The following is a 21368-nucleotide window of genomic DNA, read 5'->3' on the forward strand; positions in this document are numbered from 1 at the left end:
TTGTATTGTCCGTTTCTAATTTACTCCAATCAACAGGGTATGGGAAAGACATTTTTAGCTTATAGTTTGCAATATGAACTGGTAACGAACAAGATGGTGTAAAAGAGTTCATTCTCACTTCCTTTTTTCCAGTTAAGTTAGGCTGATTTTGCACGATTCTTTTTTCCTTGCAATTTTTCAAAAAAATTCTCAAAAAGCTCTTGCTAATTTTCTGAAAATTATGTAGAATAGACAAAAATATTCAGAATTCTCTGAAATGTGTAGGAGGTCTTTATGACAGAATCGAAACAACCTATGACTGGCTGGGCATTTATCAATGCTGTATTAACGGGAGCAGCCTTGTCTGTTATCGTGGCCCTCATTCCTAATGCAGTTCTTAGTGAGATTTTTAAATATCTGATTAGTAATGGTTGGACAGGCCTCCAAACACTGGCGGATGCTGCGAGGGTTTTCCAATATGGACTTCCCTTAATGGCAGGTGTTTTAATTGCTTTACAATTTCAGTTGAATCCAATGCAGTCTGTTACAGTGGGTGGGGCAGCCTTTCTCGGATCAGGGGCTTGGAAAATTGTTCCGGTTGATGGTGTTCCGACTACGCAATTGGTTAGCGTTGGAGTTATGTTGAATACGATGATTACAGCCGCTATTGCCGTTTGGTTGATCCAACTTCTTGGAGATCGGTTAGGCTCCATGAGCTTGATTTTGTTGCCAATTCTTGTTGGTCTTGGAGCTGGCTACCTTGGCTTGCTAACCCTTCCCTATGTTAGTGCTGGTACACAAGCAATTGGTGATGTGATCAACAGCTTTACAGAACTTGCCCCATTGTCGATGAGTATCCTCATCGGTATGTGTTTCGCACTTTTTATCGTTTCACCGCTTTCTACGGTTGCTCTTTCCATCACAATTGGTTTGGAAGGAGTTGCAGCGGGAGCCTCTGCTATGGGAGTTGCGGCTACAACAGCTGTTTTGGTCATGGCTTCTCTGAAAGTTAACCGACCAGGTGTGACCTTGGCGATTGCCTTGGGGTCTATGAAGATGATGATGCCCAACTTTTTCCGTCGGCCTATTATGGGCTTAGCCTTTTTGGCAAATGCAGCGGTATGTGCGATTCCGGTAGCTCTTTTCAATGTTTCTGGAACAGCTGCTTCAGGTGGGTTTGGTCTGGTTGGCTTGGTTGGGCCGATGGCTTCACTTCCAGGTCTTGGTCTTCCTATGATGCTCTTTGTTTGGATTGTGATTCCGTTTACGAGTGCTTTCGTGATTGACTGGTTGTTGAACAAAACATTAACAGCTTATACACCAGAAATGTATTATTTCGACGTGAATCGTTAGAAGGAGAGAAGAATGAATAAAGTAACACCCGAAACAATGGATTGGAATAACCTTGGTTTTAACTATATCGATACGGGCAAACGCTATCGCTCTTATTATAAGGATGGAGCCTGGTCTGAAGGTGGTATCGAGACGGAAAAAATGGTGACGATTAGTGAAGCATCGAATGTATTACATTATGGTCAAACTTGTTTTGAAGGCTTAAAAGCGTATCGCACCAAAGAAGGGGATATCCAGCTCTTTCGTCCCGATGAAAATGCGAAGCGAATGAGACGGTCTGCAGAAAAATTACTAATGCCTGCTTTTCCAGAGGATAAATTTGTAGAGGCGGTTCATGAGGTGGTTGCTGCGAATGCGGACTGGGTTCCACCATACGGAACAGGTGCTTCACTCTATATTCGTCCTGTTATGTTCGGAATTGGGGATGCTATCGGAGTTGTTCCGGCTAGTGAATATATCTTCTCTATTTTTGTAATGCCTGTAGGTCCTTACTTTAAGGGGGGGGTGCAGCCGGGGAACTTTGTGATTAGTGATTATGACCGAGCTGCGCCAAGAGGCACAGGATCTCAAAAAGTTGCTGGGAACTATGCAGCCAGTCTCCAGCCAGGAATGTTGGCTAAAAAAGCAGGCTATGCAGATGCAATCTATCTGGATCCTGAAACTCATACTAAAATTGAGGAGGTTGGAGCAGCGAATTTCTTTGGAATTACAGCTGATAATCACTTGGTGACGCCACAGTCTCCATCCATTCTTCCATCTATTACCAAATACTCCATCCTTTACCTAGCGGAGCACCGTTTCGGAATGACAGTAGAAGAAGGAGATGTTTATGTTGATCAGTTAGATCGCTTTGTGGAAGCGGGTGCTTGTGGTACGGCTGCAGTTATTACCCCTATCGGAAGTATTACCGCTGGAGAAACAGTTTATCGTTTTACGGAGGGAGATCAAGCCGGGCCAAAAATCAAAGCTCTCTATGATGAATTAGTAGGAATTCAATACGGAGATCGACCAGCTCCAGAAGGTTGGGTCAAAAAAGTGAAAATTTCGTAACTTTTTTTCAAAAAACAATTGACAAGCTATCCCATGACTGGTATACTAATTAAGTATTCAAGCGGGGATGGCGGAATTGGCAGACGCGCAGGACTAAGGATCCTGTGACCGCTTTAGGTCGTGAGGGTTCAAGTCCCTCTCTCCGCAAAGTAGCTAACCGAAAGGTTAGCTTTTTTTCATAGCAAAATGCGAATAGGGCTAGAATTTTGCTAATAAACGTGATAAAATAAACAATGTATTGGGGGTTCCCCAAAAAAATTAGAGGAGGCCGTTTACATGGCAATCGTTTCAGCAGAAAAATTTGTTCAAGCAGCTCGCGATAATGGTTACGCAGTTGGTGGTTTTAATACAAACAACCTTGAGTGGACTCAAGCTATCTTGCGTGCAGCGGAAGCAAAACAAGCTCCAGTATTGATTCAAACATCAATGGGAGCAGCAAAATATATGGGTGGTTACAAATTGGCTAAAAACATGATTGAAAATCTTGTTGAGTCAATGGGAATTACTGTTCCAGTGGCAATCCACCTTGACCACGGTCACTACGAAGACGTTCTTGAATGTATCGAAGTTGGTTACACTTCAGTAATGTTTGATGGTTCACACCTTCCAATCGAAGAAAACCTTGAAAAAGCTCGTGAAGTTGTTAAATTGGCTCACGCTAAAGGAATCTCTGTAGAAGCAGAAGTTGGAACTATCGGTGGTGAAGAAGATGGTATCATCGGTAAAGGTGAATTGGCACCAATCGAAGATGCGAAAGCTATGGTTGAAACTGGTATCGACTTCTTGGCAGCTGGTATCGGTAATATCCACGGTCCATATCCAGAAAACTGGGAAGGTCTTGCATTGGATCACTTAGAAAAATTGGCAGAAGCTGTACCAGGTTTCCCAATCGTTCTTCATGGTGGTTCAGGTATTCCTGATGATCAAGTTGTTGCAGCTATCAAACTTGGTGTTGCAAAAATCAACGTGAACACTGAATCACAAATCGCCTTCTCAAACGCTACTCGTGAATTTGCACGTAACTACGATGCAAACGAAGCTGAGTACGACAAGAAAAAACTCTTCGACCCACGTAAATTCTTGGCAGACGGTATCAAAGCTGTCCAAGGTGCAGTTGAAGAACGTATCGACGTATTCGGTTCAGCTAACAAAGCTTAATCGAATCGTTAAGAGACCTTCCCACGGGAGGGTCTTTTCTTTTTATTCGAAAAAAGAAAAGGATAAAATTTTTAAATTTGTAATCTTTGCCGTTTACAAATTTTATAAGATGATGAAAAGAGGTTAGGTGAAAGGTCTTCTAAATAGAAAACAGCTTAGAATTACGTCATTAGAAACGTTGATTCTAAGCTGTTTTTATCTATTCAAACTTCAAGCGAAGCCAGAAATTGTTCGTTGTTGCCCAGTCTCTTCTAGTTTTTATTTCAGCTTTCGGTAGATTTGGTAAGAATCCCAGATGTCATAGATCAGACAGAGATTGACGAGGATGCTAAGGATAACTTTGGGCGAGAAGTGTGAGACTTGGTTGAGGAAAAAGCTGAAATAGATGATTAAGCGCAGGACTAGAAAGAGTTTGTGTTGATATTTTTTCATAGATCCCTCCACACAGATATTTTCAATCTTAGAGTAAATTTTTTTGTAAAAAAAAGTAACCATAGATAAAGAAGATGTATTAAAGAAGCATGGGGGTAACAATATCATTCGTTAGTTTGAAAGGAGTGGTTAATTTATTCAAGGCTGGTAAGTTTGAAGCAGCAGCAGCTAAATTGGCTGCTACAACTGCTGGAAGAATTGCTGGTGTCGCGGCATTAGTCGCATTTCTAGCAACTTGTGGAGCAGAGACTGTTTCTAAATAGTAACTTTATGTTTAGGGATGAGAAGTTTGATTTAGGTATAAAGTAACTGTGATAGTCAAAAAGACTGGGTAGCTCCATGAGGGTGTTGAGTTCTCATGGGGCTTGCCCAGCTTTTTTTATTAGTCTAGTAGGATAAGACCATCTTCAATTCGGAAAGGTTCTTGGATATTGATATGGTCATAGAACATAACTCCATTTATATGGTCGATTTCATGTTGAACCACAATGGAATTGTAGCCTTTGAGTTTAATGCGGTGTTTTTCACCGTTTTTATCAAAATATTCGACCGTAATGCGGGAGTGGCGGACTACATATCCGGGCTTGTCCTCATCTACCGATAAACAACCTTCACCTTCTTTGAGGGCTGCTTGTTGGACAGAATGGGATACAATTTTGGGGTTGTAAAGCACTTCCCGCATGCTATAGGCTTCTTTGGGTGGTTGCCCATCTTCAGATTCAGGATTTGGTACCAGAACAGCAATGATGCGTTTAGAGATATCTACTTGAGGTGCAGCCAGTCCGACACCGCCGCGGAGTCCCATTTTTTCAGCCATGACAGGATCCTGGGAATTTTTCAGGAAACCGAGCATCTTTTCGCCCAAGATGATTTCTTCATCGCTGAGAGGGAAGGTTACTTCTTCCGCTTTTAAGCGGAGGGTGGGATGGCCATCGCGAATGATGTCATCCATATCAATCAAGTGTGATGCACGAGTTAATCGTTTTATTGCAGACATGCGATTCTCCTTTTTCTTCTCGTTCTACTATATCACAATTGGCCTTTATTTTTTGAAAAAATTAGTTAGGTTTTTTAGTGCGATGTTTTCCATGATTTTTCCAAGCTTGATAGCTTTCCCAAATATCAAATAGAAGGCAAAGGCTGGCGATTAGGTAGAGCACAGTTTGAAAGTCTATGGATAGTCCCCAGTGACTGAGAAACAAACTGCCATAGACGACTATCCTAATCAGTCTAAAGTAAGTTTGTTCAAATTTTTTCAAATTATTTTCCTCCTTATTATTAGTCTATCCCTTTTGAGCTAGAAAGGCGAATAAAAAGTGGAAAGTTTTTCAAATTAATTTGTGAAAGTAGTTTTAAGATCATGTGGAGTTGGAGAGTCGAAGTAAAAGAGTTTCTAATAAGAGCTATTTTTAAAAATAAAAAGCGAATAAAAAGATAAAGGAGGGAACGATGGAACAGAAGAAATGGGTTGTTTGGGAGCAAGTCGACAATCGGGAACGAAGCCTTCTTTTGAAAGAGACTCCCACGCAAGAGGCTAGGATTTATGTTTGCTATTTGCGGGAGCAGTGGGCAGAATTACCGGCTGATCTCGGGCAAGAGTTGGCAATTTTTTTGGCTAGCATGCATTATCAATTGGAACTAGAGTTACTCCAGCTGGAGGAAGCGGGTGAACAAGGTGGTTCAACCTACCAAGAGTTAATCGATTTTTACCAAATATCGGGATTTCTAGCTGGATTGGAGGGTGTGGATGAGGAAACTTAGATGGGGGATGCAGCTATTAATTTTGGTATTGGCTAGTATGTGCCTCTTTTTTAGTTACCGTGCTCAATCTTACCAAGCTCTGCCTGGGAGCATGCGGCAAGATTTGGTCCGAGCGGAAGTTATTCAAGATCGTCGGAGTTTGCAGCAGGGAGCAGTGGATGGACTGCTCTTGTATCATTCTAAGAGTCCGAGCAGTGTGGAAGCCCAATTGGAACTGGAACAGTTGCTCAAGGATTTTCGAAAAAGCGTTCGGACTGTCGATTTAGCGTATGAATTTATGCCAGAAGTTTTGGAGAATTATCGAACCATTTATTATATAGGTGAAGATCTGCTTCAAAAAGAGGAACTTCAGGAACCCTTGAAGACTTGGGTGGAGATGGGTGGTCATCTCTATATTGGGATGCCTCAGGCTAGTGAAGCAGGATCCAGTTTCCAAAAATGGTTGGGAGTTTCATCTGAGATAACTGGAAATCAAGTTGTTTCTTCTATCAGTGTGGAGAGAGATCTGATGATTGGAGGTTCTGGTCCTTTTGTCATATCGCATCCTTTTGATTCTGCTTGGGATGTTATCTTAGAGACTAACTGTCGGGTACCTGTTTGGGATACTGAAACCAAGACTCCTTTGGTTTGGCTCAAGGAAGCAGGGGAGGGGCAGATAGTAGTTATGAATCTCGGAATTTATGACAAGGTTTATCGAGCTATCTACAGTTTAGGTTTGTCATTGATGGATCCGGTTTTTCTGTATCCCGTTATTAATGCGGGTGTTGTTTATTTGGATGATTTTCCAGCTCCTTTCAGTGAAGAGGAGAAGGTTCAGCTTTCAACCAGTCATCAAGTTCCCTTCCATCAGTTTGTCGGACAGACTTGGTGGCCGGCCATGCAAGCTTTAGGAAAGGATTTGCATCTGACTTATACAGGAGCTTTGGTGGCTAGTTACGAAGAGCAGGTGAGTTCCCCTTTTCCTTTGATTTTACCTGAGCTTGGAACTTTGGAACTGGGACGAGCCCTTTTAGAGCAAGGGGGAGAGTTGGCCTATCATGGCTATAATCATCAACCTTTTCAGCTCCATAGCTGGGAGCAAGCAGACGTCAGAACTTATCGTCCTTGGACTCAGGAACGAGCTATTCACGATTCTTTGCGAAGCTTGGAAAAGCTGGTAGAAACTTATTATGGAGGACAAAAACCAGCGATTTATGTTCCACCGTCTAATATCTTAAGTCAGGAGGGACGTAGTATTCTAGCTACAGCTCTCCCGAATTTAAAAGGGATTGCTGCTACCTATTTTCCAGGTGATGGAGCCTATGCTCAGGAATTTGATTTGGGATTGGACGGATTGCTTAATTTACCGCGTCTGGTTTCGGGGATGGACTGGGACGATTTTGACCGTCTAGCAGTCTTTTCGGAACTTAATACGCATTTTGTGCATAGCCAATTTATTCATCCCGATGATGTCTTGGATAACCGTCGCAATCATGGTAAGACTTGGGAGGAACTTCTGGAGTCTTACCGCTCTTCTATGCAAGCTTTGCAGAGGGCTGTGCCCGATCTGAATTTTGTAAAAGCTAGTCGTTTTGTAGATAAGGTTAGTGCTTTTTTGAATGTGTCCCTTCAAGTGGAGGAGGGGAGCGATTTTTTGGAAATGAGGCTGAGTCATATTCAAGGGAGTTGTTCATTTCTTCTTCGTCAAAATAAGGGGAAGAATCTGCGCGTGACGGGCGGCAACATCAAACGGGTAGCGAAAGATCTCTATCTATTGGAGACAGATCAAGAGAAGGTGAGGATTGAATGGGATCAGTAAGCAAGAATACCAAGCCAGTGATTGCTTTGGTAGTAGAGGGTGCCTATCCTTATCGGAGAGGAGGCTTATCTAATTGGATTCAGGATTTTATTAAAGGGATGGAGGCCTATTCTTTTTACCTGATAACGATTGTTGATCGTCGGGAAACTTGTGGAAGCTGGGTCTATGAGTTGCCTCAAAATATCATTGGATCACAAGAATTGGTTTTGGAGGGAATGTTCTTGGAAGAGGAGGAGGTCGGTTGGGGGTTAAGTTCTAACCCGGAGCAGTGGTTGGTGGAGCTGATGGACTTAGAAACGTCTTCTTTGACAAGTACCCGGAAAGCTCTGCAAAGCCCTCGAGTGTTTAGCGATCTTTTCCAATGGATTAAATACACTTATCCCAATGCAGCTTTCATTCCTCTCTATCGTCAATTACAGGCTCTCTTTGGGAATCTCTTGGATTTGCTGGCCCAGATAATTCTGCCAGAGCATCTTCATTGTATTCATGCTCTATCAACTGGTTATGCCGGTTATCTAGCTGCTTACTTGTCAAGAAAACTTCGTTGTCCGTTTATTTTGTCAGAACATGGTTTGTATCTTTTGGAAAAAGAAGAGGTACTTAGTCGCTCGAGTCAACTGTCTCTAGCTCAAAAGGACAGTATCCGTTGGTTCTTTGGGGAGATGTCTCGGATATCCTATGGGCAAGCTAGGACGGTAACAACTCTCTTCAAGGAAGCACAAAAACACCAAGTGCAATTGGGGTGCCCTGCAAGCAAGTGTCAGGTTGTGCCCAATGGTCTGATTTGGAAAGATTGGCGGGAAGTTCAACGACAAACAGATAATCAAAAACTTCAGATTGGAGCTATTCTTCGCTGGACCCCACTGAAGAATGTACTGGAACTTCTTTTTATTCATGCGAATCTTTGTCATAAAGGCTATCCAGTCACCTTGGTTATCTTGGGAGCGCCTGACGACATCACCTACTGGGAAGTCTGTCAGGCGGCTATTCTTCGTTGGCGTATTCCCAGAGTCGAAATCCAGGGTCATTGTTGTGTTCAGGACTATCTTGTTCACTGGACTTGTTTAGTCCTCCCTTCTTTGTCAGAGGGGCAGCCTTTGGCTTTATTAGAGGCTATGGCTGCAGGGATTCCTTGTGTTGCCAGTGATGTAGGCTCCTGTCATCAACTTTTATGTCAGGATTTAGAAGGCAGGGTGCCAGCAGGCATCTGTGTCAGACCGGGTGATCGTGAAGGCTTTGTGCAGGCCTTAATGCAGATTCTGGACAATCCGGAATTGGGGGTTCAAATGGGGCAGGCAGGTCGGCGTCGGGTGCAAGATTTTTATCAGCAGGAGCAGGTTCTTGCAGCCTATCAGAGAATCTATGAGGTGGATTAAGTATGTGGAAAGTCTATCGCCAGTGTCTCCGATCTTTGCAGCTGTTACTAGCACTGTATGGCAGTTTTCTTCTGTTTCCTTTATTTTTAGTGATTTTTAGTCTGCTGAAAACAGGGTTAGGTTTGGATCAGGTGGGGAATCTGATTTCTCTCTTACCTTTCTTAAGTTATGGGTTTTTAGGAGTCTTTTTGGCTCAAAATTTAATTCGTCCGTGGATCATTTCCGCGAGGGAATTTTGGTTTTGGCCGATTCTCTTGGGTTTAGCTGGACTGCAATCCTTGGTCTTGATAGCCTACCTTTTTTATACGGATAGTATTCATACAGGGACAGTATTAGTGGTGCTTTTGTTGGCGGCAGCTCTATCGGCTCAGATTTTGCGGGAGCGTTTGGGAGTCAGATTGGATGTGGGGCGGTATTGTCGGCATTTGTTGGTGCTTTTTGGCTTGATACTGTTATTCTCTTTTTTAATGAGTCAATTAAAACTTGGCTTTTCGTTGATTTTGGGACTTGCCCTACTCTTTTTATTGGATGCTTTCCTTTTATGGGGACAGATGGAAAACGCGACGGAAACTGGTTCCCCTATGCAATCGAATCAGGTCTGGTTAGGTCTCCTTTTTTATGCTGCTATTCTATTACCCTTGGTCGTCGTTTATAGCTCTCCCTTGGGCAAACCTGTTGGTCCTTATTTGCGATTAGCTCCAGCATATGACCGGGGTGTTCTAATATCTTTGTGTTTCTATCTCTTGTTTAGTGCTCAGTGGTTAGGAGTTAGGGAGACTTACTTGACTCCGGCTTGGCAGGAATTTGTCCATGGATTGAATGGTTCTGCGTCAGGAAAGCAGTTAGAAGCCTATGAGGGGCTTTGTCAGAGACGTATGGATACCTTTCTTTTCTGCTGGTTGTTAGAATTTTTGTTGCTTCTAGTGGGATTGTTTGCTTATTCTTGGTTCCAGCCTTTGACTTGGAGCAATTATTATGTTGCTTTGTTACTGCCGGCTTACTGCTTGCTACAATTACTGCAAGTTTTTCAATCCCTTTTTCAAGACTTGCTCCAATTTGATTCGGTCTGGCGATTGGCTTGCTACTTTTTAGGGGTTAATCTGGTTTTTGCGATTGTTTCTGTGTGGGCAGGTGTTTTCTATTTTGGTTTGGGCTTTTTAGTGAGTTCAGCTTTATCTGTGGCTTTGGCATATCGACAGTATGAAGGACTCAGAGGTCAGTGGCTTTATGTGATTGTTTCTTATTATGACTAGGCGTGTTATAATTTGAGCAAGGAGGTGCTGGCATGCGTTTGGATCGGTATTTGGTAGAAGTAGGCCTCGGTTCTCGTTCGGAAGTCAAACAGATAGTGAAGAAGGGGCTGATTAAAGTCAATGGTCAGGTTGAAAAAAGTGCGAAGACCCACATCCGGGAAGGGGAAGATCAGATTCACTATCAAGATCAGGAATTGACTTATCAAACTTTTTACTATTGGATGCTCAACAAACCAGCCGGTGTCCTTTCTGCGACCCAAGATAGTTCTGGTAAAACAGTTTTGGATTTATTGGAAGCGGAAGACTGGCGCAAGGATTTATTTCCAGTAGGGCGTTTAGATAAGGATACAGAAGGACTTTTGCTCTTAACCAATAATGGTCCTCTAGCACATGCTATGTTGTCGCCGAAGCGGCATGTAACCAAGGTTTATCGGGCCTTGATTGCGGGTGAAATGACCGTAGAAGACCAAGAGCGTTTTGCAGAAGGCATTCACTTTAAGGACTTCACCAGTCAACCCGCAGAATTGGAAATTTTGCAGGTTGGTCAGGGACATTCGGAAGTGTTGATTCGTATTCAGGAAGGGAAATTCCATCAGGTTAAACGAATGGTTGCAGCCTGCGGAAAGGAAGTGACCTATTTGGAGCGACTATCTATGGGAGCATTGCAGCTAGATCCGAATTTGGAGAGAGGGGCTTATCGTCCTCTTAAACAAGAGGAATTAGCTCTTTTAGAAGAGTTTCAGTTGCCTTTGTAAGGACTGTTTTTAGTTGACAAAAGGGAATGGCCTTGGTAGAATGAGAATATCCGTAAGGATAAAGACCCTTTCTTGGTGGTGGGCTTGCCAGTCCCTCGCACTCGGATGGGGAAGAAAGAAGGAGAAAAAAATGGCAATCTCAAAAGAGAAGAAAAATGAAATTATTGCACAATATGCGCGTCACGAAGGTGATACAGGTTCAGTGGAAGTTCAAGTTGCAGTATTGACTTGGGAAATCAACCACTTGAATGAGCACATCAAAGTGCACAAAAAAGACCACGCTACTTACCGTGGTTTGATGAAAAAAATCGGTCGTCGTCGTAACCTCTTGGCTTACCTACGTCGCACTGATGTTAACCGTTACCGTGAATTGATCCATTCATTGGGACTACGTCGTTAATCAAAGAAACTGCCTACGGGCAGTTTTTTTGATGGAAAAAAGAGAGGTTGAGACAAAAGTCTCAACCTTCCTGTTTTAGTGAGTGAAAATTACCTTGACACAGTGATTGATTAGGCATCGCAAACAGCCTGATCCACTGTGCAGAACTGGGACTAGGACTAATTTTTTTAGAATTAGTTCTGTCCCATTGTTTTGTTTGTTAAATTTGGCCTAGCTCTTGGCTGTACTGGATGATTTGTTGGACAGTATCGTCTAGGAATTGGATGGTGTCTCGCAGTGGTTTTTCAGTGGTTAGGTCTGCTCCTAGGACTTTGGCTGCTTCGAGTGGTGGTAAGCTACCGCCCAGTTTAAGGAAGTCTAGCCAGAATTCTGGGTTTTGGCTTTCTTTGAGTTTGAGGAAGCCGACGGTGGAGAGAACTAATCCTGCGGAGTAGGTATAGCTATAGAGACCCATGTAGTAATGACTTTGGCGCATCCAGGTGAGGGCGGCATCATCATCAATTTCGATGGCATCTCCCCAGAACTGGGTGAGGACATCTTTCATAATAGCATTCAGTTTTTCAGCTCCAAATACTTGTCCTTGCTCAATCAAGTTGTAAACTTGACGTTGGAAGGCTGCTTCCAAGAGGTGGGTGATAAAGTTGTGGAAGTAGGTGTCTGTGAGTCGGTGTGCCAAGGCAAAACGCTTTTGACGTGGGTCTTCTAATTCATGTTCTAGAAGATCGCTCAGTAAGAGTTCGTTAAAGGTTGAAGGGGCTTCAACGGCATAGGTAGACATGCTGGTGTTGAAGATACTCTGATGATTGTCGGAGAAGATGAATTGTCCAGAGTGGCCAATTTCATGAATCAGGGTGTAGACATCACTCATACGTCCAGTCCAGCTCATAAGCACATAAGGGTGAACTTTGTAAGGATCTGCCGCATATCCACCAGATTCTTTGCCAGTATTTGCTGCGAAGTCAACCCAGCGTTCTTCTTGGTAGCGCTTGACTTGCTCCACATATTCTGGTCCTAGAGCTTGGACGGAACGCATGACTAAGTCGTAGGCTTCTTCGATGGAGACTTCGGGATTTAATTGAGAATCCAAGTCTAATTTCCAATCTGCAAAGGTCATTTTTTCAAGACCATTGATGTGGGCCACGTGTTTGACAAAGGTCTGAGCGATAGGAGCAAATTCGTTCATAATTAAGTCAATCTGTCGGTCGAATAGGCTGCGGTCGACCTCTTGCTCGGCTAAAAGGTAGTCAAAGACAGAAGGGTAGCCCTTCATATCAGCGATGATTTTTTCAGAACGAACTTGGGCTAGGTAGGCAGCTGCAGCGGTTTCTTGGTGCTTACGCAATCCCTTAGAGAAGGAGCGGAAGGCAGCTTCGCGTACACCTGCATCTTCGTGGTTCTGGTAGAAGTTCTCGTAGCTGATAAAGGAGTTTTTGTAGGTTTTACCATTGACGACAAAATCCTCCATAGCGTAGTCCCCAGCTCGCATTTTGCTGTAAATATCGTGCGGTGCTTGGAAGATTTCGCTGAGGTTGGCCAGTGTTTTTTCAGCTTCTTTTCCGAGATAGTGGGCTTTTTTGATTTTGGCCAAGCGGATGGGTTGGCTGAGTTTAGGCTGGCTTTCCAGTTGATCTAAAATAGCAGGATCTGCTTCTAGGAGGGCCGCGTCAAAGAATGCTAATCCGACTTGAGCTTGGGTCCCGAAATCAGTTCCAGCCTGAGCGATTTGGGCAAAGTCCTCATTGCTGAAATCGGTGGTTTGGGGCATAAAAGAATAGGTTAGGATGTGGCTGATTTGAATGTGGATCTGTTCCAAGACTTGAAAGGCTTCTTGAAAATCCTCGAATGTATTCAAATTGTCTTGATAGTTGCGTTGGAATTCGTCAATATCTTGACTAGCCTTCTCGATGGCCCGGAGAAAATCCTCTCGATCTTGGTAGAGGGCAGTTAGGTCCCAGAGTTGGTATTCAGGGAACTCTGAACGGTGTTTTTGTTCCATAAATGTCTCCTTTCGTCTCCCTCCTAGTATAGCAATTTTTGCCGTGATTGTGGTAGAATAAAGGGGTCGGGGACTTTTGTGCAAAGATGAATCAAGCAGAGTTTGCTGGATTGATTTTTGTAGAAAATCCCCAATAAAAATTAGGAGTTCGAGATGATCAAACATGTATTTAGAACGACCTTTGCAGGTCGAGAATTGATTGTAGAAGCAGGGCAGGTGGCTCGTCAGGCCAATGGTTCTGTAGTGGTTCGTTATGGGGAATCTACTGTATTGACAGCAGCAGTGATGTCCAAAAAGATGGCTACAGGTGATTTCTTCCCACTGCAAGTGAATTACGAAGAAAAAATGTATGCAGCAGGGAAATTTCCAGGTGGCTTTAACAAGCGAGAAGGACGTCCTTCTACGGATGCAACCCTGACAGCCCGTTTGATTGACCGTCCGATTCGGCCGATGTTTGCGGAAGGCTTCCGTAACGAAGTACAGGTAATCAATACTGTCTTGTCTTACGATGAGAATGCCTCTGCTCCGATGGCAGCTATGTTCGGCTCATCTTTGGCTCTTGGAATTTCAGATATTCCTTTTGATGGTCCTATTGCCGGCGTTCAAGTGGGTTATGTGAATGGCGATTTTGTCATCAATCCTAGTCAAGAGGAGATGGCGGTGTCTACTCTTGATTTAACCGTAGCAGGAACCAAGGAAGCAATCAATATGGTGGAGTCAGGGGCGAAAGAGCTTTCTGAAGAAATCATGTTAGAAGCACTGCTCAAGGGCCATGCGGCAATTCAAGAATTGATTGCATTCCAAGAGGAGATTATCGCAGCGATTGGTAAAGAGAAGGCAGAGGTGGAACTGCTGCAGGTAGATCCAGCATTGCAGTCTGAGATTGAGGCGGCCTACAATCCGCAATTGCAAGCGGCTGTTCAAGTTGAGGAGAAATTGGCGCGTGAAGCGGCAACCAATGCGGTTCGTGAAGAGGTTAAGGCTGTTTATGAGGAGCGTTATGCGGACCATGAAGAGTTTGACCGCATTATGCGAGATGTGGCTGAAATCCTTGAATTGATGGAGCATGCAGAGGTACGTCGTCTGATTACAGAGGATAAGGTACGTCCGGACGGTCGGAAGGTTGATGAAATTCGTCCGTTGGCTGCTGAAGTGGACTACCTTCCACGGGTACATGGATCAGGCCTCTTTACACGGGGGCAAACTCAGGCCTTGTCAGTCTTGACTTTGGCTCCAATGGGAGAAACCCAGATTGTGGATGGCTTGGATCCGGAATACAAGAAGCGTTTCATGCACCACTACAATTTCCCACAATATTCTGTTGGGGAAACAGGTCGTTACGGAGCACCAGGTCGTCGTGAGATTGGTCATGGAGCTTTGGGAGAGCGTGCTCTTGAACAAGTCTTACCAAGTATCGAGGAATTCCCATATGCCATTCGATTGGTGGCGGAAGTTTTGGAATCTAATGGTTCAAGCTCTCAAGCTTCCATTACAGCAGGAACCTTGGCCTTGATGGCTGGTGGGGTTCCCATTAAGGCACCAGTGGCTGGGATTGCCATGGGACTCATCTCAGATGGAACCAATTACACCGTGTTAACTGATATTCAAGGTTTGGAAGACCACTTTGGAGATATGGACTTCAAGGTGGCGGGTACCCGTGAAGGAATTACGGCCTTGCAGATGGATATCAAAATTTCCGGAATTACCCCTGAAATTCTGGAAGAAGCTTTGGCACAAGCCAAGAAGGCACGTTTTGAAATTTTGGATGTGATTCACGAAGCTATTCCAGAAGTTCGTCCAGAGTTGGCACCAACTGCTCCAAAAATTGATACTATCCAAATTGATGTGGATAAAATTAAGGTGGTTATTGGTAAAGGTGGAGAAACCATCGATAAGATTATTGCGGAAACTGGCGTTAAGATTGACATTGACGAAGAGGGCTTGGTATCCATTTTCTCATCAGATCAAGCTGCCATTAACCGCACGAAAGAAATCATTGCCGGCTTGGTTCGGGAAGCCAAAGTGGACGAAGTCTTTACTGGCGTTAAGGTAACTCGGATTGAGAAGTTTGGAGCCTTTGTCAACCTCTTTGATAAGACCGATGCTTTGGTGCATATTTCAGAGATGGCATGGACTCGTGTCAACAAGGTTGAAGATATTCTAGAAGTCGGGGATGAAGTGGACGTTAAGGTCATCAAGATTGATGACAAAGGAAGGGTTAATGCTTCCATGAAAGTATTGTTTCCAAAACCCCAAGGAGTTGAGTAGAAAGGATCTCTATGATCAGAATCTATAATACCCTTAGTCGCCAACTGGAAGAGTTTCGTCCTCAAGTGGAAGGTCAGGTTTCCATGTATGTTTGTGGCCCAACGGTCTATAATTACATTCATATTGGAAATGCTCGCCCGGTTGTGGCTTTCGACACCATTCGTCGCTACCTTACCTATCGTGGCTACGAGGTGACCTATATTTCCAATTTCACAGATGTTGATGACAAGATTATTAACCGTGCACTTGAGGAAGGAATAAGTCCAGAAGAAGTGGCAGATAAGTATATTGCTGCCTATTTGGAGGATACCCAGGCTTTGGGAATTCTTCCAGCGACTCAGAACCCTCGGGTCATGGATTATATTCCGGAAATTATTACTTTTATTCAGGATTTGCTTGCCAAAGAAATGGCTTATGAAAGTCAGGGGGATGTCTATTTCCGAGTTCGGAAATCAGACGGTTACGGACGTTTGGCCAATAAGTCTTTGGAAGACTTGGCTCAGGGAGCAAGTGGGCGTCTCGGTTCAGAATCGGAGCGCAAGGAAGATCCGTTGGATTTTGCCCTGTGGAAGTCTGCCAAGGCTGGGGAAATCTCTTGGGATAGCCCTTGGGGCGCAGGTCGTCCAGGCTGGCATATTGAGTGTTCGGTCATGTCGACCGAGCTTTTGGGCTCAACTTTAGATATCCATGGTGGTGGTAGTGACTTGGAGTTTCCTCACCATACGAATGAGATTGCTCAGTCTGAGGCTAAGACTGGCCAGACCTTCGTTAACTATTGGATGCACAACGCTTTTATTACCATCGATGATGAAAAAATGTCCAAATCCTTGGGGAACTTCAGGACTGTCCATGAGCTCTTGCAGACGATTGATGGTCAGGTTCTCCGCCTCTTCCTCAATAGCCAGCATTACCGTCGTCCTATTAATTTCAGCGACAAGGCTCTCTATGATGCTGAAGTCAATTTGAAATACCTTAAAAACACCTTCCTCAGCCCCCTCAAGGAGGAAGCTGATACCAGCCGTTTGCCGGACTTTGTCCAAGCTTTTGAGGCTGCGATGGACGATGACTTTAATACAGCCAATGCCTTAACCGTACTCTTTGACCTGGCCAAGTGGATCAATTCCGGTCATTATACCAAGGAGGTTCGAGCGGTCTTTGAAGAATTTCTCACTATTTTTGGATTGGTTTTCCAAGAAGATATTTTAGAGGAAGAAATTGAAAAATTGATTGCTCAACGCCAAGAGGCACGTGCAGCAAAAAACTTCCAAGAAGCCGATCGGATTCGGGAGATGCTTGCCCAACAAGGCATTCGTCTGCTGGATACCAAAGAGGGAGTGAGGTGGCAGCGTGACTGATGTCCGTCTTATTAACGGAATTGCCCTGGCCTTCGATGGTGATGCTATTTACTCAGTCTATGTGCGCCAGCATTTGATTTTACAGGGGATGACCAAGCCCAATCGGCTTCACCATGTGGCCACTCACTATGTCTCTGCCAAAGCCCAGGCTCAGTTGGTCCAAGCTCTCTTAGAACAGGAAATGCTGTCGGAAGAGGAAGTTGCGATCTATAAGCGTGGACGCAATGCTCATAGCCATACCAAAGCCAAAAATACAGATGTCGTCACTTACAAAATGTCGACCGGCTTTGAAGCCCTGCTGGGCTATCTTCATCTGACCGACCAAATTGAGCGGTTGGAAGAACTAATCCACTGGTGCATTCAAACCGTCGAACAAAAGCAGTAAAAGGAGACTCCTTATGAATATCGAAGAAATTCTCGCTGGTGATTTCTCAAGCATCGCAGGAACTTGGGAAAATGACTATGAAGACCGTCTGGTCTTTGATGAAAAAGGTTTGGTGTCAGAGAACTATCAAGTGACTCTTACAGCAGCCCTCGCGGAAGGTGGTTTTCTGAGCACTCAGTATGAGCCTATCCGTGCTCTGGTTGGGGGCGCCTTGATTCGTTTTATTCCAAGCGGTGTAGACGCATCGAATCCAGCTACTCAAGACCGCTCCAAACACTTTAAAGACCGTATTTGGCTTAGTCAAAGTAATGGTGACTTGGCCTTTGCGCGTGAGTTTTATTATAAGGTAGATTAATCTTCTTCAAAAATCAAATGTATACCTATTTTGGTTGATTCCCTAGGTTTATTGTTGATTTTTATCGAGTATAAAGAATACAGAAAACACTCAAATGATTTTAGATGTGCTTCGTCTTACAGGGTGTGAAAGTCTTGAAGAATGTCAATCCTAGTACATGATTCACAATGGCAACTTGACGACGTTCAATTATAGAAATAACAGAGTATAAGGAGGGGTTTAGCCCCTCCTTAGTCTATCGAAGGGAAAAAGAATGGAAACAACAGATACAATTTACGGCCATCACGCTGTGGTAGAGGCTTTGGAAATGGGGACGGGGAATAAGCTCTATATCCAGGAAGATTTGCGGGGTAAGAAGCTAGAGCGGGTCAAAGACTTGGCTAGAGAGCACAAGGTTCCTATTTCTTGGACCAGTAAGAAAAAGTTAGACGAGATGACCCAAAAAGGGGTTCATCAAGGTTTGGTCTTGCGGGTTTCAGCCTATGCCTATCAGAGTCTTGAAGATGTGATGGCTAAGGCTGATGGACAAGAGAATCCCCTAATTCTAATTCTGGACAGTCTCACAGACCCTCATAATTTGGGTTCTATTTTGCGAACTGCGGATGCCATGGAGGTGACGGGGGTTATCATTCCCAAACACCGGTCGGTTGGCATTACCCCAGTGGTAGCTAAAATCGCGACAGGAGCATTGGAGCACGTACCAGTGGCTCGGGTGACCAATCTGAGCCAGACCTTGGACAAGCTCAAGGAGGCTGGTTTCTGGGTTTTTGGAACAGACATGAATGGAACGCCATCCCATAAATGGAATACATCCGGTAAACTGGCTCTGATTATTGGCAATGAGGGTAAAGGAATCTCCCCTAATATTAAGAAGCAGGTGGATGAGATGATTACTATTCCAATGGGCGGTCATGTTCAAAGTTTGAATGCCAGTGTTGCCGCAGCCGTTTTGATGTATGAAGTTTATCGTAATAAATTATAGAGCTTATGAAGAAACAACTCTTACTCGTTGATGGTTACAATATGATTGCTTCTTGGGAAAGCACAAAGGGCTATTTCAAACGCAATCAGCTAGATGCTGCCCGAAATCTCCTGCTCAACCGCCTCAGCAATTATGCGAGTTTTGAAGGACTGGAAATCACCTGTGTCTTTGATGCCCAGCATGTACCTGGTCTGAGACAGCGCTATGATGAATTTAAGGTAGAAGTGATTTTTACAGAGGAAGATGAGACGGCAGATTCTTATATTGAAAGACTAGCAGCCCAGTTGAACACAGGGCGCAATCAAGTATCGGTTGCGACTAGTGATTTGAATGAACAGTGGACGATTTTTGCTCAGGGAGCCTTGCGGGTTTCTGCCCGAGAATTGGAAAAACGGACGGCGGTGGTTAAGAAGGATCTGGATAAATTTGTCGATCAAGTGGATATTCAGACCCCACGCTTAACCCCTTGGTCTGACCAACATCTGCAGACCTTACAAGAGCTTCTTGGAGAAGTGGAGGATTAAAGATGAAACGGTTATTGTCAGCCTATGCTAGTGATATCGCAGCTATGAGCCCACAGGATTTGAAACAGTCTATTCGAGCCAGCGAAGGTCGAATTGTGATGGGAGAGACGGTGGTTACAGCTGCTCCCTTGATTGCCGGTGTCAGCAATGCCGAGATGATGGCCGCTTTTAGCTGTGACCTCTTGGTCTTGAATGAGCTAGATGTTTTCAAACCAGAGATTGTCGGTTTCTATGACTGTCCCAATCCGATTGCGGAACTCAAAGGCTTAACCGGTCGCCCCATTGGAATTAACTTGGAGCCCGTGGATACTTCACAGGAGCTCTTGGAAAATCCAGTTGATTTACCAGCCGGTCGCCTAGTCAGTCCACAGAGCCTAAGGCAGGCTCAAGAATTGGGCGTAGACTTTATCATGCTGACGGGCAACCCTGCAACCGGTGTTTCTCTGGCTGCAATTTCAGAGGCCATTGCCCTTGCTAAGCAGCACTTCTCAGGTCTAGTCTTCGCTGGCAAAATGCATGGTGCAGGACTAGGAGAAGCCGTTGTTAACGCCCAAGCCCTCCTAGACTTTGTTGATCAAGGAGCAGATGGGATTTTAATTCCAGCAGTTGGCACAGTCCCAGGTGTCCGTGAAGACCAACTAGCACCGATTGTGGATCAGGTGAAAGCCCAAGGAGCCTTGGTCATCTCGACTATCGGAACCAGCCAGGAAAGTGCAGACAAGCAAACAGTTCGCGAAATTGCCCTCAGCAACAAACGTGTGGGCTCCGATATCCACCATATTGGAGATGGCTCCTATGGCCGTATGCCAGACCCAGAGAATATTCTAGCCCTTTCCCTAGCGGTTCGGGGAAAACGGCATACCTATTTTAAAATGGGACAGTCGGTTAGAAGGTAAAGCCATTCAAATTTTTAAAAAATAAGGAAAATATCTTGACGGGCAAGTCCATATTTGATAGTATGGAATACGGTATTGTTTACCCCATTTGAAAGGCCCCGGAACCTTCCAAATAACCCGTGGACCGGAACATCCACACTGTAAACAAAAACGAGATTGAATATAGGAGAAATCATGAACAAAACTACATACATGGCTAAGCCAGGTGAAGTTGAACGCAAATGGTACGTTGTTGACGCTACTGATGTCCCACTTGGACGTCTTTCTGCAGTTGTTGCATCTGTTCTTCGTGGTAAGAACAAACCAACTTTCACACCTCACACTGACACAGGTGACTTCGTAATCGTCATCAACGCTGAGAAAGTGAAATTGACTGGTAAAAAAGCAACAGACAAGATCTACTACACTCACTCATTGTATCCAGGTGGATTGAAATCTATCTCTGCTGGTGAGTTGCGTTCTAAGAATGCTGTTCGCTTGATTGAAAAATCCGTTAAAGGCATGCTTCCACACAACACACTTGGACGTGCTCAAGGTATGAAATTGAAAGTATTTGTTGGTAGCGAACACACTCATGCTGCTCAACAACCAGAAGTTCTTGACATTTCAGGACTTATCTAAGGAAAGGAGCAGATTAAACTATGGCACAAGCACAATATGCAGGTACTGGTCGTCGTAAAAACGCTGTAGCGCGTGTACGTTTGGTTCCAGGTACTGGTAAAATCACAGTTAACAAAAAAGACGTTGAAGAGTACATCCCACACGCTGACCTACGTTTGGTCATCAACCAACCATTTGCAGTAACTGCAACTGCTGGTTCTTACGACGTATTCGTAAACGTTAACGGTGGTGGTTACGCTGGACAAGCCGGAGCTATCCGTCACGGTATCGCTCGTGCGCTTCTTCAAGTAGACCCAGACTTCCGTCAAAGCTTGAAACGCGCTGGACTTCTTACACGTGATGCTCGTATGGTTGAACGTAAGAAACCAGGTCTTAAGAAAGCACGTAAAGCTTCACAATTCTCAAAACGTTAATTATCAGCGATATATCAACGTTTCAAAGCACTCAAGAGTTTACCTCATGGGTGCTTTTTTCGTGTTTTTTTGAAAAATATAATTTTTGGATTATCTATACTCTTTTAGATTATAAACTGTATATGATATACTATTTTTATGGCATACGGAATTGATTTTAGAAAACGTGTCCTTGAATATGTTAAAGAGGGACATACACGTAAAGAAACAGCAGCTTTATTTAATATTAGCATCAATACTTTATACAGTTGGGAAAAG

At 44.1% G+C, this 21368-nt stretch carries 21 protein-coding genes, 1 tRNA gene and 1 pseudogene; 21 read left to right on the top strand and 2 right to left on the bottom strand.

Features of this window, described 5'->3' with window-relative positions; translation table 11 throughout:
* Window positions 1-273: 273 nt before the first annotated feature.
* The 5 genes from ACXM1Q_RS04050 to ACXM1Q_RS04070 all read left to right on the top strand — a co-directional run bounded on the left by ACXM1Q_RS04050 (window position 274) and on the right by ACXM1Q_RS04070 (window position 4235).
* Window positions 274-1332 carry a PTS sugar transporter subunit IIC gene (locus ACXM1Q_RS04050; protein WP_458516418.1) on the top strand — a complete coding sequence of 353 codons (1059 nt, stop codon included), beginning with the start codon at window positions 274-276 and terminating at the stop codon, window positions 1330-1332.
* A 12-nt stretch (window positions 1333-1344) separates the two neighbouring features.
* Window positions 1345-2382: a branched-chain amino acid aminotransferase gene (locus ACXM1Q_RS04055; protein WP_458516420.1), complete on the top strand. Its 1038-nt coding sequence runs from the start codon at window positions 1345-1347 to the stop codon at window positions 2380-2382.
* Window positions 2383-2443: 61 nt separating this feature from the next.
* Window positions 2444-2529 (top strand) — tRNA-Leu (locus ACXM1Q_RS04060).
* A 129-nt stretch (window positions 2530-2658) separates the two neighbouring features.
* Window positions 2659-3540: a class II fructose-bisphosphate aldolase gene (locus ACXM1Q_RS04065; protein ID WP_458516422.1), complete on the top strand. Its 882-nt coding sequence runs from the start codon at window positions 2659-2661 to the stop codon at window positions 3538-3540.
* Window positions 3541-4061: 521 nt separating this feature from the next.
* Entirely contained in the window at window positions 4062-4235 is a 174-nt protein-coding gene (locus tag ACXM1Q_RS04070; RefSeq protein ID WP_458516424.1) for a hypothetical protein, read from the top strand.
* A gap of 119 nt (window positions 4236-4354) precedes the next feature.
* Here ACXM1Q_RS04070 and def read toward each other — a convergent pair whose 3' ends face one another.
* Window positions 4355-4969 carry a peptide deformylase gene (gene def / locus ACXM1Q_RS04075; protein ID WP_458516426.1) on the bottom strand — a complete coding sequence of 205 codons (615 nt, stop codon included), beginning with the start codon at window positions 4967-4969 and terminating at the stop codon, window positions 4355-4357.
* Window positions 4970-5421: 452 nt separating this feature from the next.
* Here def and ACXM1Q_RS04080 point away from each other — a divergent pair, with 452 nt between their 5' ends.
* The 6 genes from ACXM1Q_RS04080 to rpsO all read left to right on the top strand — a co-directional run bounded on the left by ACXM1Q_RS04080 (window position 5422) and on the right by rpsO (window position 11315).
* Window positions 5422-5733, top strand: coding sequence for a hypothetical protein (locus tag ACXM1Q_RS04080; protein ID WP_458516428.1), 312 nt, complete (start codon window positions 5422-5424; stop codon window positions 5731-5733).
* A complete protein-coding gene (locus tag ACXM1Q_RS04085) occupies window positions 5720-7531 on the top strand; it encodes a DUF2194 domain-containing protein (RefSeq protein WP_458516430.1) in 1812 nt (603 codons plus the stop codon). The genes ACXM1Q_RS04080 and ACXM1Q_RS04085 overlap by 14 nt, the downstream gene beginning before the upstream one ends.
* The gene (gene pelF / locus ACXM1Q_RS04090; RefSeq protein WP_458516432.1) at window positions 7519-8907 is read left to right on the top strand and encodes a GT4 family glycosyltransferase PelF; all 1389 of its coding nucleotides are present in this window, start codon (window positions 7519-7521) and stop codon (window positions 8905-8907) included. Before ACXM1Q_RS04085 ends, pelF begins: the two co-directional genes overlap by 13 nt.
* Window positions 8908-8909: 2 nt before the next feature.
* Window positions 8910-10160, top strand: a complete 1251-nt coding sequence (gene pelG, locus ACXM1Q_RS04095; protein WP_458516434.1) for an exopolysaccharide Pel transporter PelG — start codon at window positions 8910-8912, stop codon at window positions 10158-10160.
* A gap of 32 nt (window positions 10161-10192) precedes the next feature.
* Window positions 10193-10915, top strand: coding sequence for a pseudouridine synthase (locus ACXM1Q_RS04100; RefSeq protein WP_458516436.1), 723 nt, complete (start codon window positions 10193-10195; stop codon window positions 10913-10915).
* Window positions 10916-11045: 130 nt separating this feature from the next.
* Window positions 11046-11315, top strand: coding sequence for a 30S ribosomal protein S15 (gene rpsO / locus ACXM1Q_RS04105; protein ID WP_135038137.1), 270 nt, complete (start codon window positions 11046-11048; stop codon window positions 11313-11315).
* 199 nt (window positions 11316-11514) lie between these two features.
* Here the strand turns inward: rpsO and pepF are convergent, their stop codons facing one another.
* Window positions 11515-13311 (bottom strand): oligoendopeptidase F, encoded by a 1797-nt coding sequence (gene pepF / locus ACXM1Q_RS04110; RefSeq protein WP_458516438.1) that lies wholly within the window; start codon window positions 13309-13311, stop codon window positions 11515-11517.
* Window positions 13312-13464: 153 nt separating this feature from the next.
* Between pepF and pnp the strand changes: the two are divergent.
* The 10 genes and pseudogenes from pnp to ACXM1Q_RS04160 form a co-directional block, all read left to right on the top strand.
* Window positions 13465-15564, top strand: a pseudogene (gene pnp, locus ACXM1Q_RS04115) (polyribonucleotide nucleotidyltransferase); the annotation flags it as partial.
* Window positions 15565-15590: 26 nt separating this feature from the next.
* Complete coding sequence (gene cysS, locus ACXM1Q_RS04120; RefSeq protein ID WP_458516440.1) at window positions 15591-16934, top strand: cysteine--tRNA ligase; 1344 nt, start codon at window positions 15591-15593, stop codon at window positions 16932-16934.
* Window positions 16927-17319: a Mini-ribonuclease 3 gene (locus ACXM1Q_RS04125; protein WP_458516442.1), complete on the top strand. Its 393-nt coding sequence runs from the start codon at window positions 16927-16929 to the stop codon at window positions 17317-17319. Before cysS ends, ACXM1Q_RS04125 begins: the two co-directional genes overlap by 8 nt.
* 13 nt (window positions 17320-17332) lie before the next feature.
* On the top strand, window positions 17333-17674 hold the full coding sequence (locus tag ACXM1Q_RS04130) for a DUF6287 domain-containing protein (protein WP_135038129.1): 342 nt from the start codon (window positions 17333-17335) through the stop codon (window positions 17672-17674).
* 253 nt (window positions 17675-17927) lie between these two features.
* Window positions 17928-18656, top strand: coding sequence for a 23S rRNA (guanosine(2251)-2'-O)-methyltransferase RlmB (gene rlmB, locus ACXM1Q_RS04135; RefSeq protein WP_458516445.1), 729 nt, complete (start codon window positions 17928-17930; stop codon window positions 18654-18656).
* A gap of 5 nt (window positions 18657-18661) precedes the next feature.
* Entirely contained in the window at window positions 18662-19180 is a 519-nt protein-coding gene (locus tag ACXM1Q_RS04140) for an NYN domain-containing protein (RefSeq protein ID WP_135038126.1), read from the top strand.
* Window positions 19181-19182: 2 nt separating this feature from the next.
* The gene (locus ACXM1Q_RS04145) at window positions 19183-20076 is read left to right on the top strand and encodes a DUF7916 family protein (protein WP_458516447.1); all 894 of its coding nucleotides are present in this window, start codon (window positions 19183-19185) and stop codon (window positions 20074-20076) included.
* Window positions 20077-20250: 174 nt separating this feature from the next.
* Window positions 20251-20697, top strand: coding sequence for a 50S ribosomal protein L13 (gene rplM / locus ACXM1Q_RS04150; RefSeq protein WP_135038122.1), 447 nt, complete (start codon window positions 20251-20253; stop codon window positions 20695-20697).
* Between the two features lie 20 nt (window positions 20698-20717).
* Window positions 20718-21110 carry a 30S ribosomal protein S9 gene (gene rpsI / locus ACXM1Q_RS04155; protein ID WP_458516450.1) on the top strand — a complete coding sequence of 131 codons (393 nt, stop codon included), beginning with the start codon at window positions 20718-20720 and terminating at the stop codon, window positions 21108-21110.
* 138 nt (window positions 21111-21248) lie between these two features.
* Window positions 21249-21368 (top strand): helix-turn-helix domain-containing protein (locus ACXM1Q_RS04160; protein ID WP_458516452.1); only part of this gene is annotated, 120 nt, incomplete at its 3' end.

It is taken from the genome of Streptococcus sp. 10F2, from assembly GCF_054331515.2.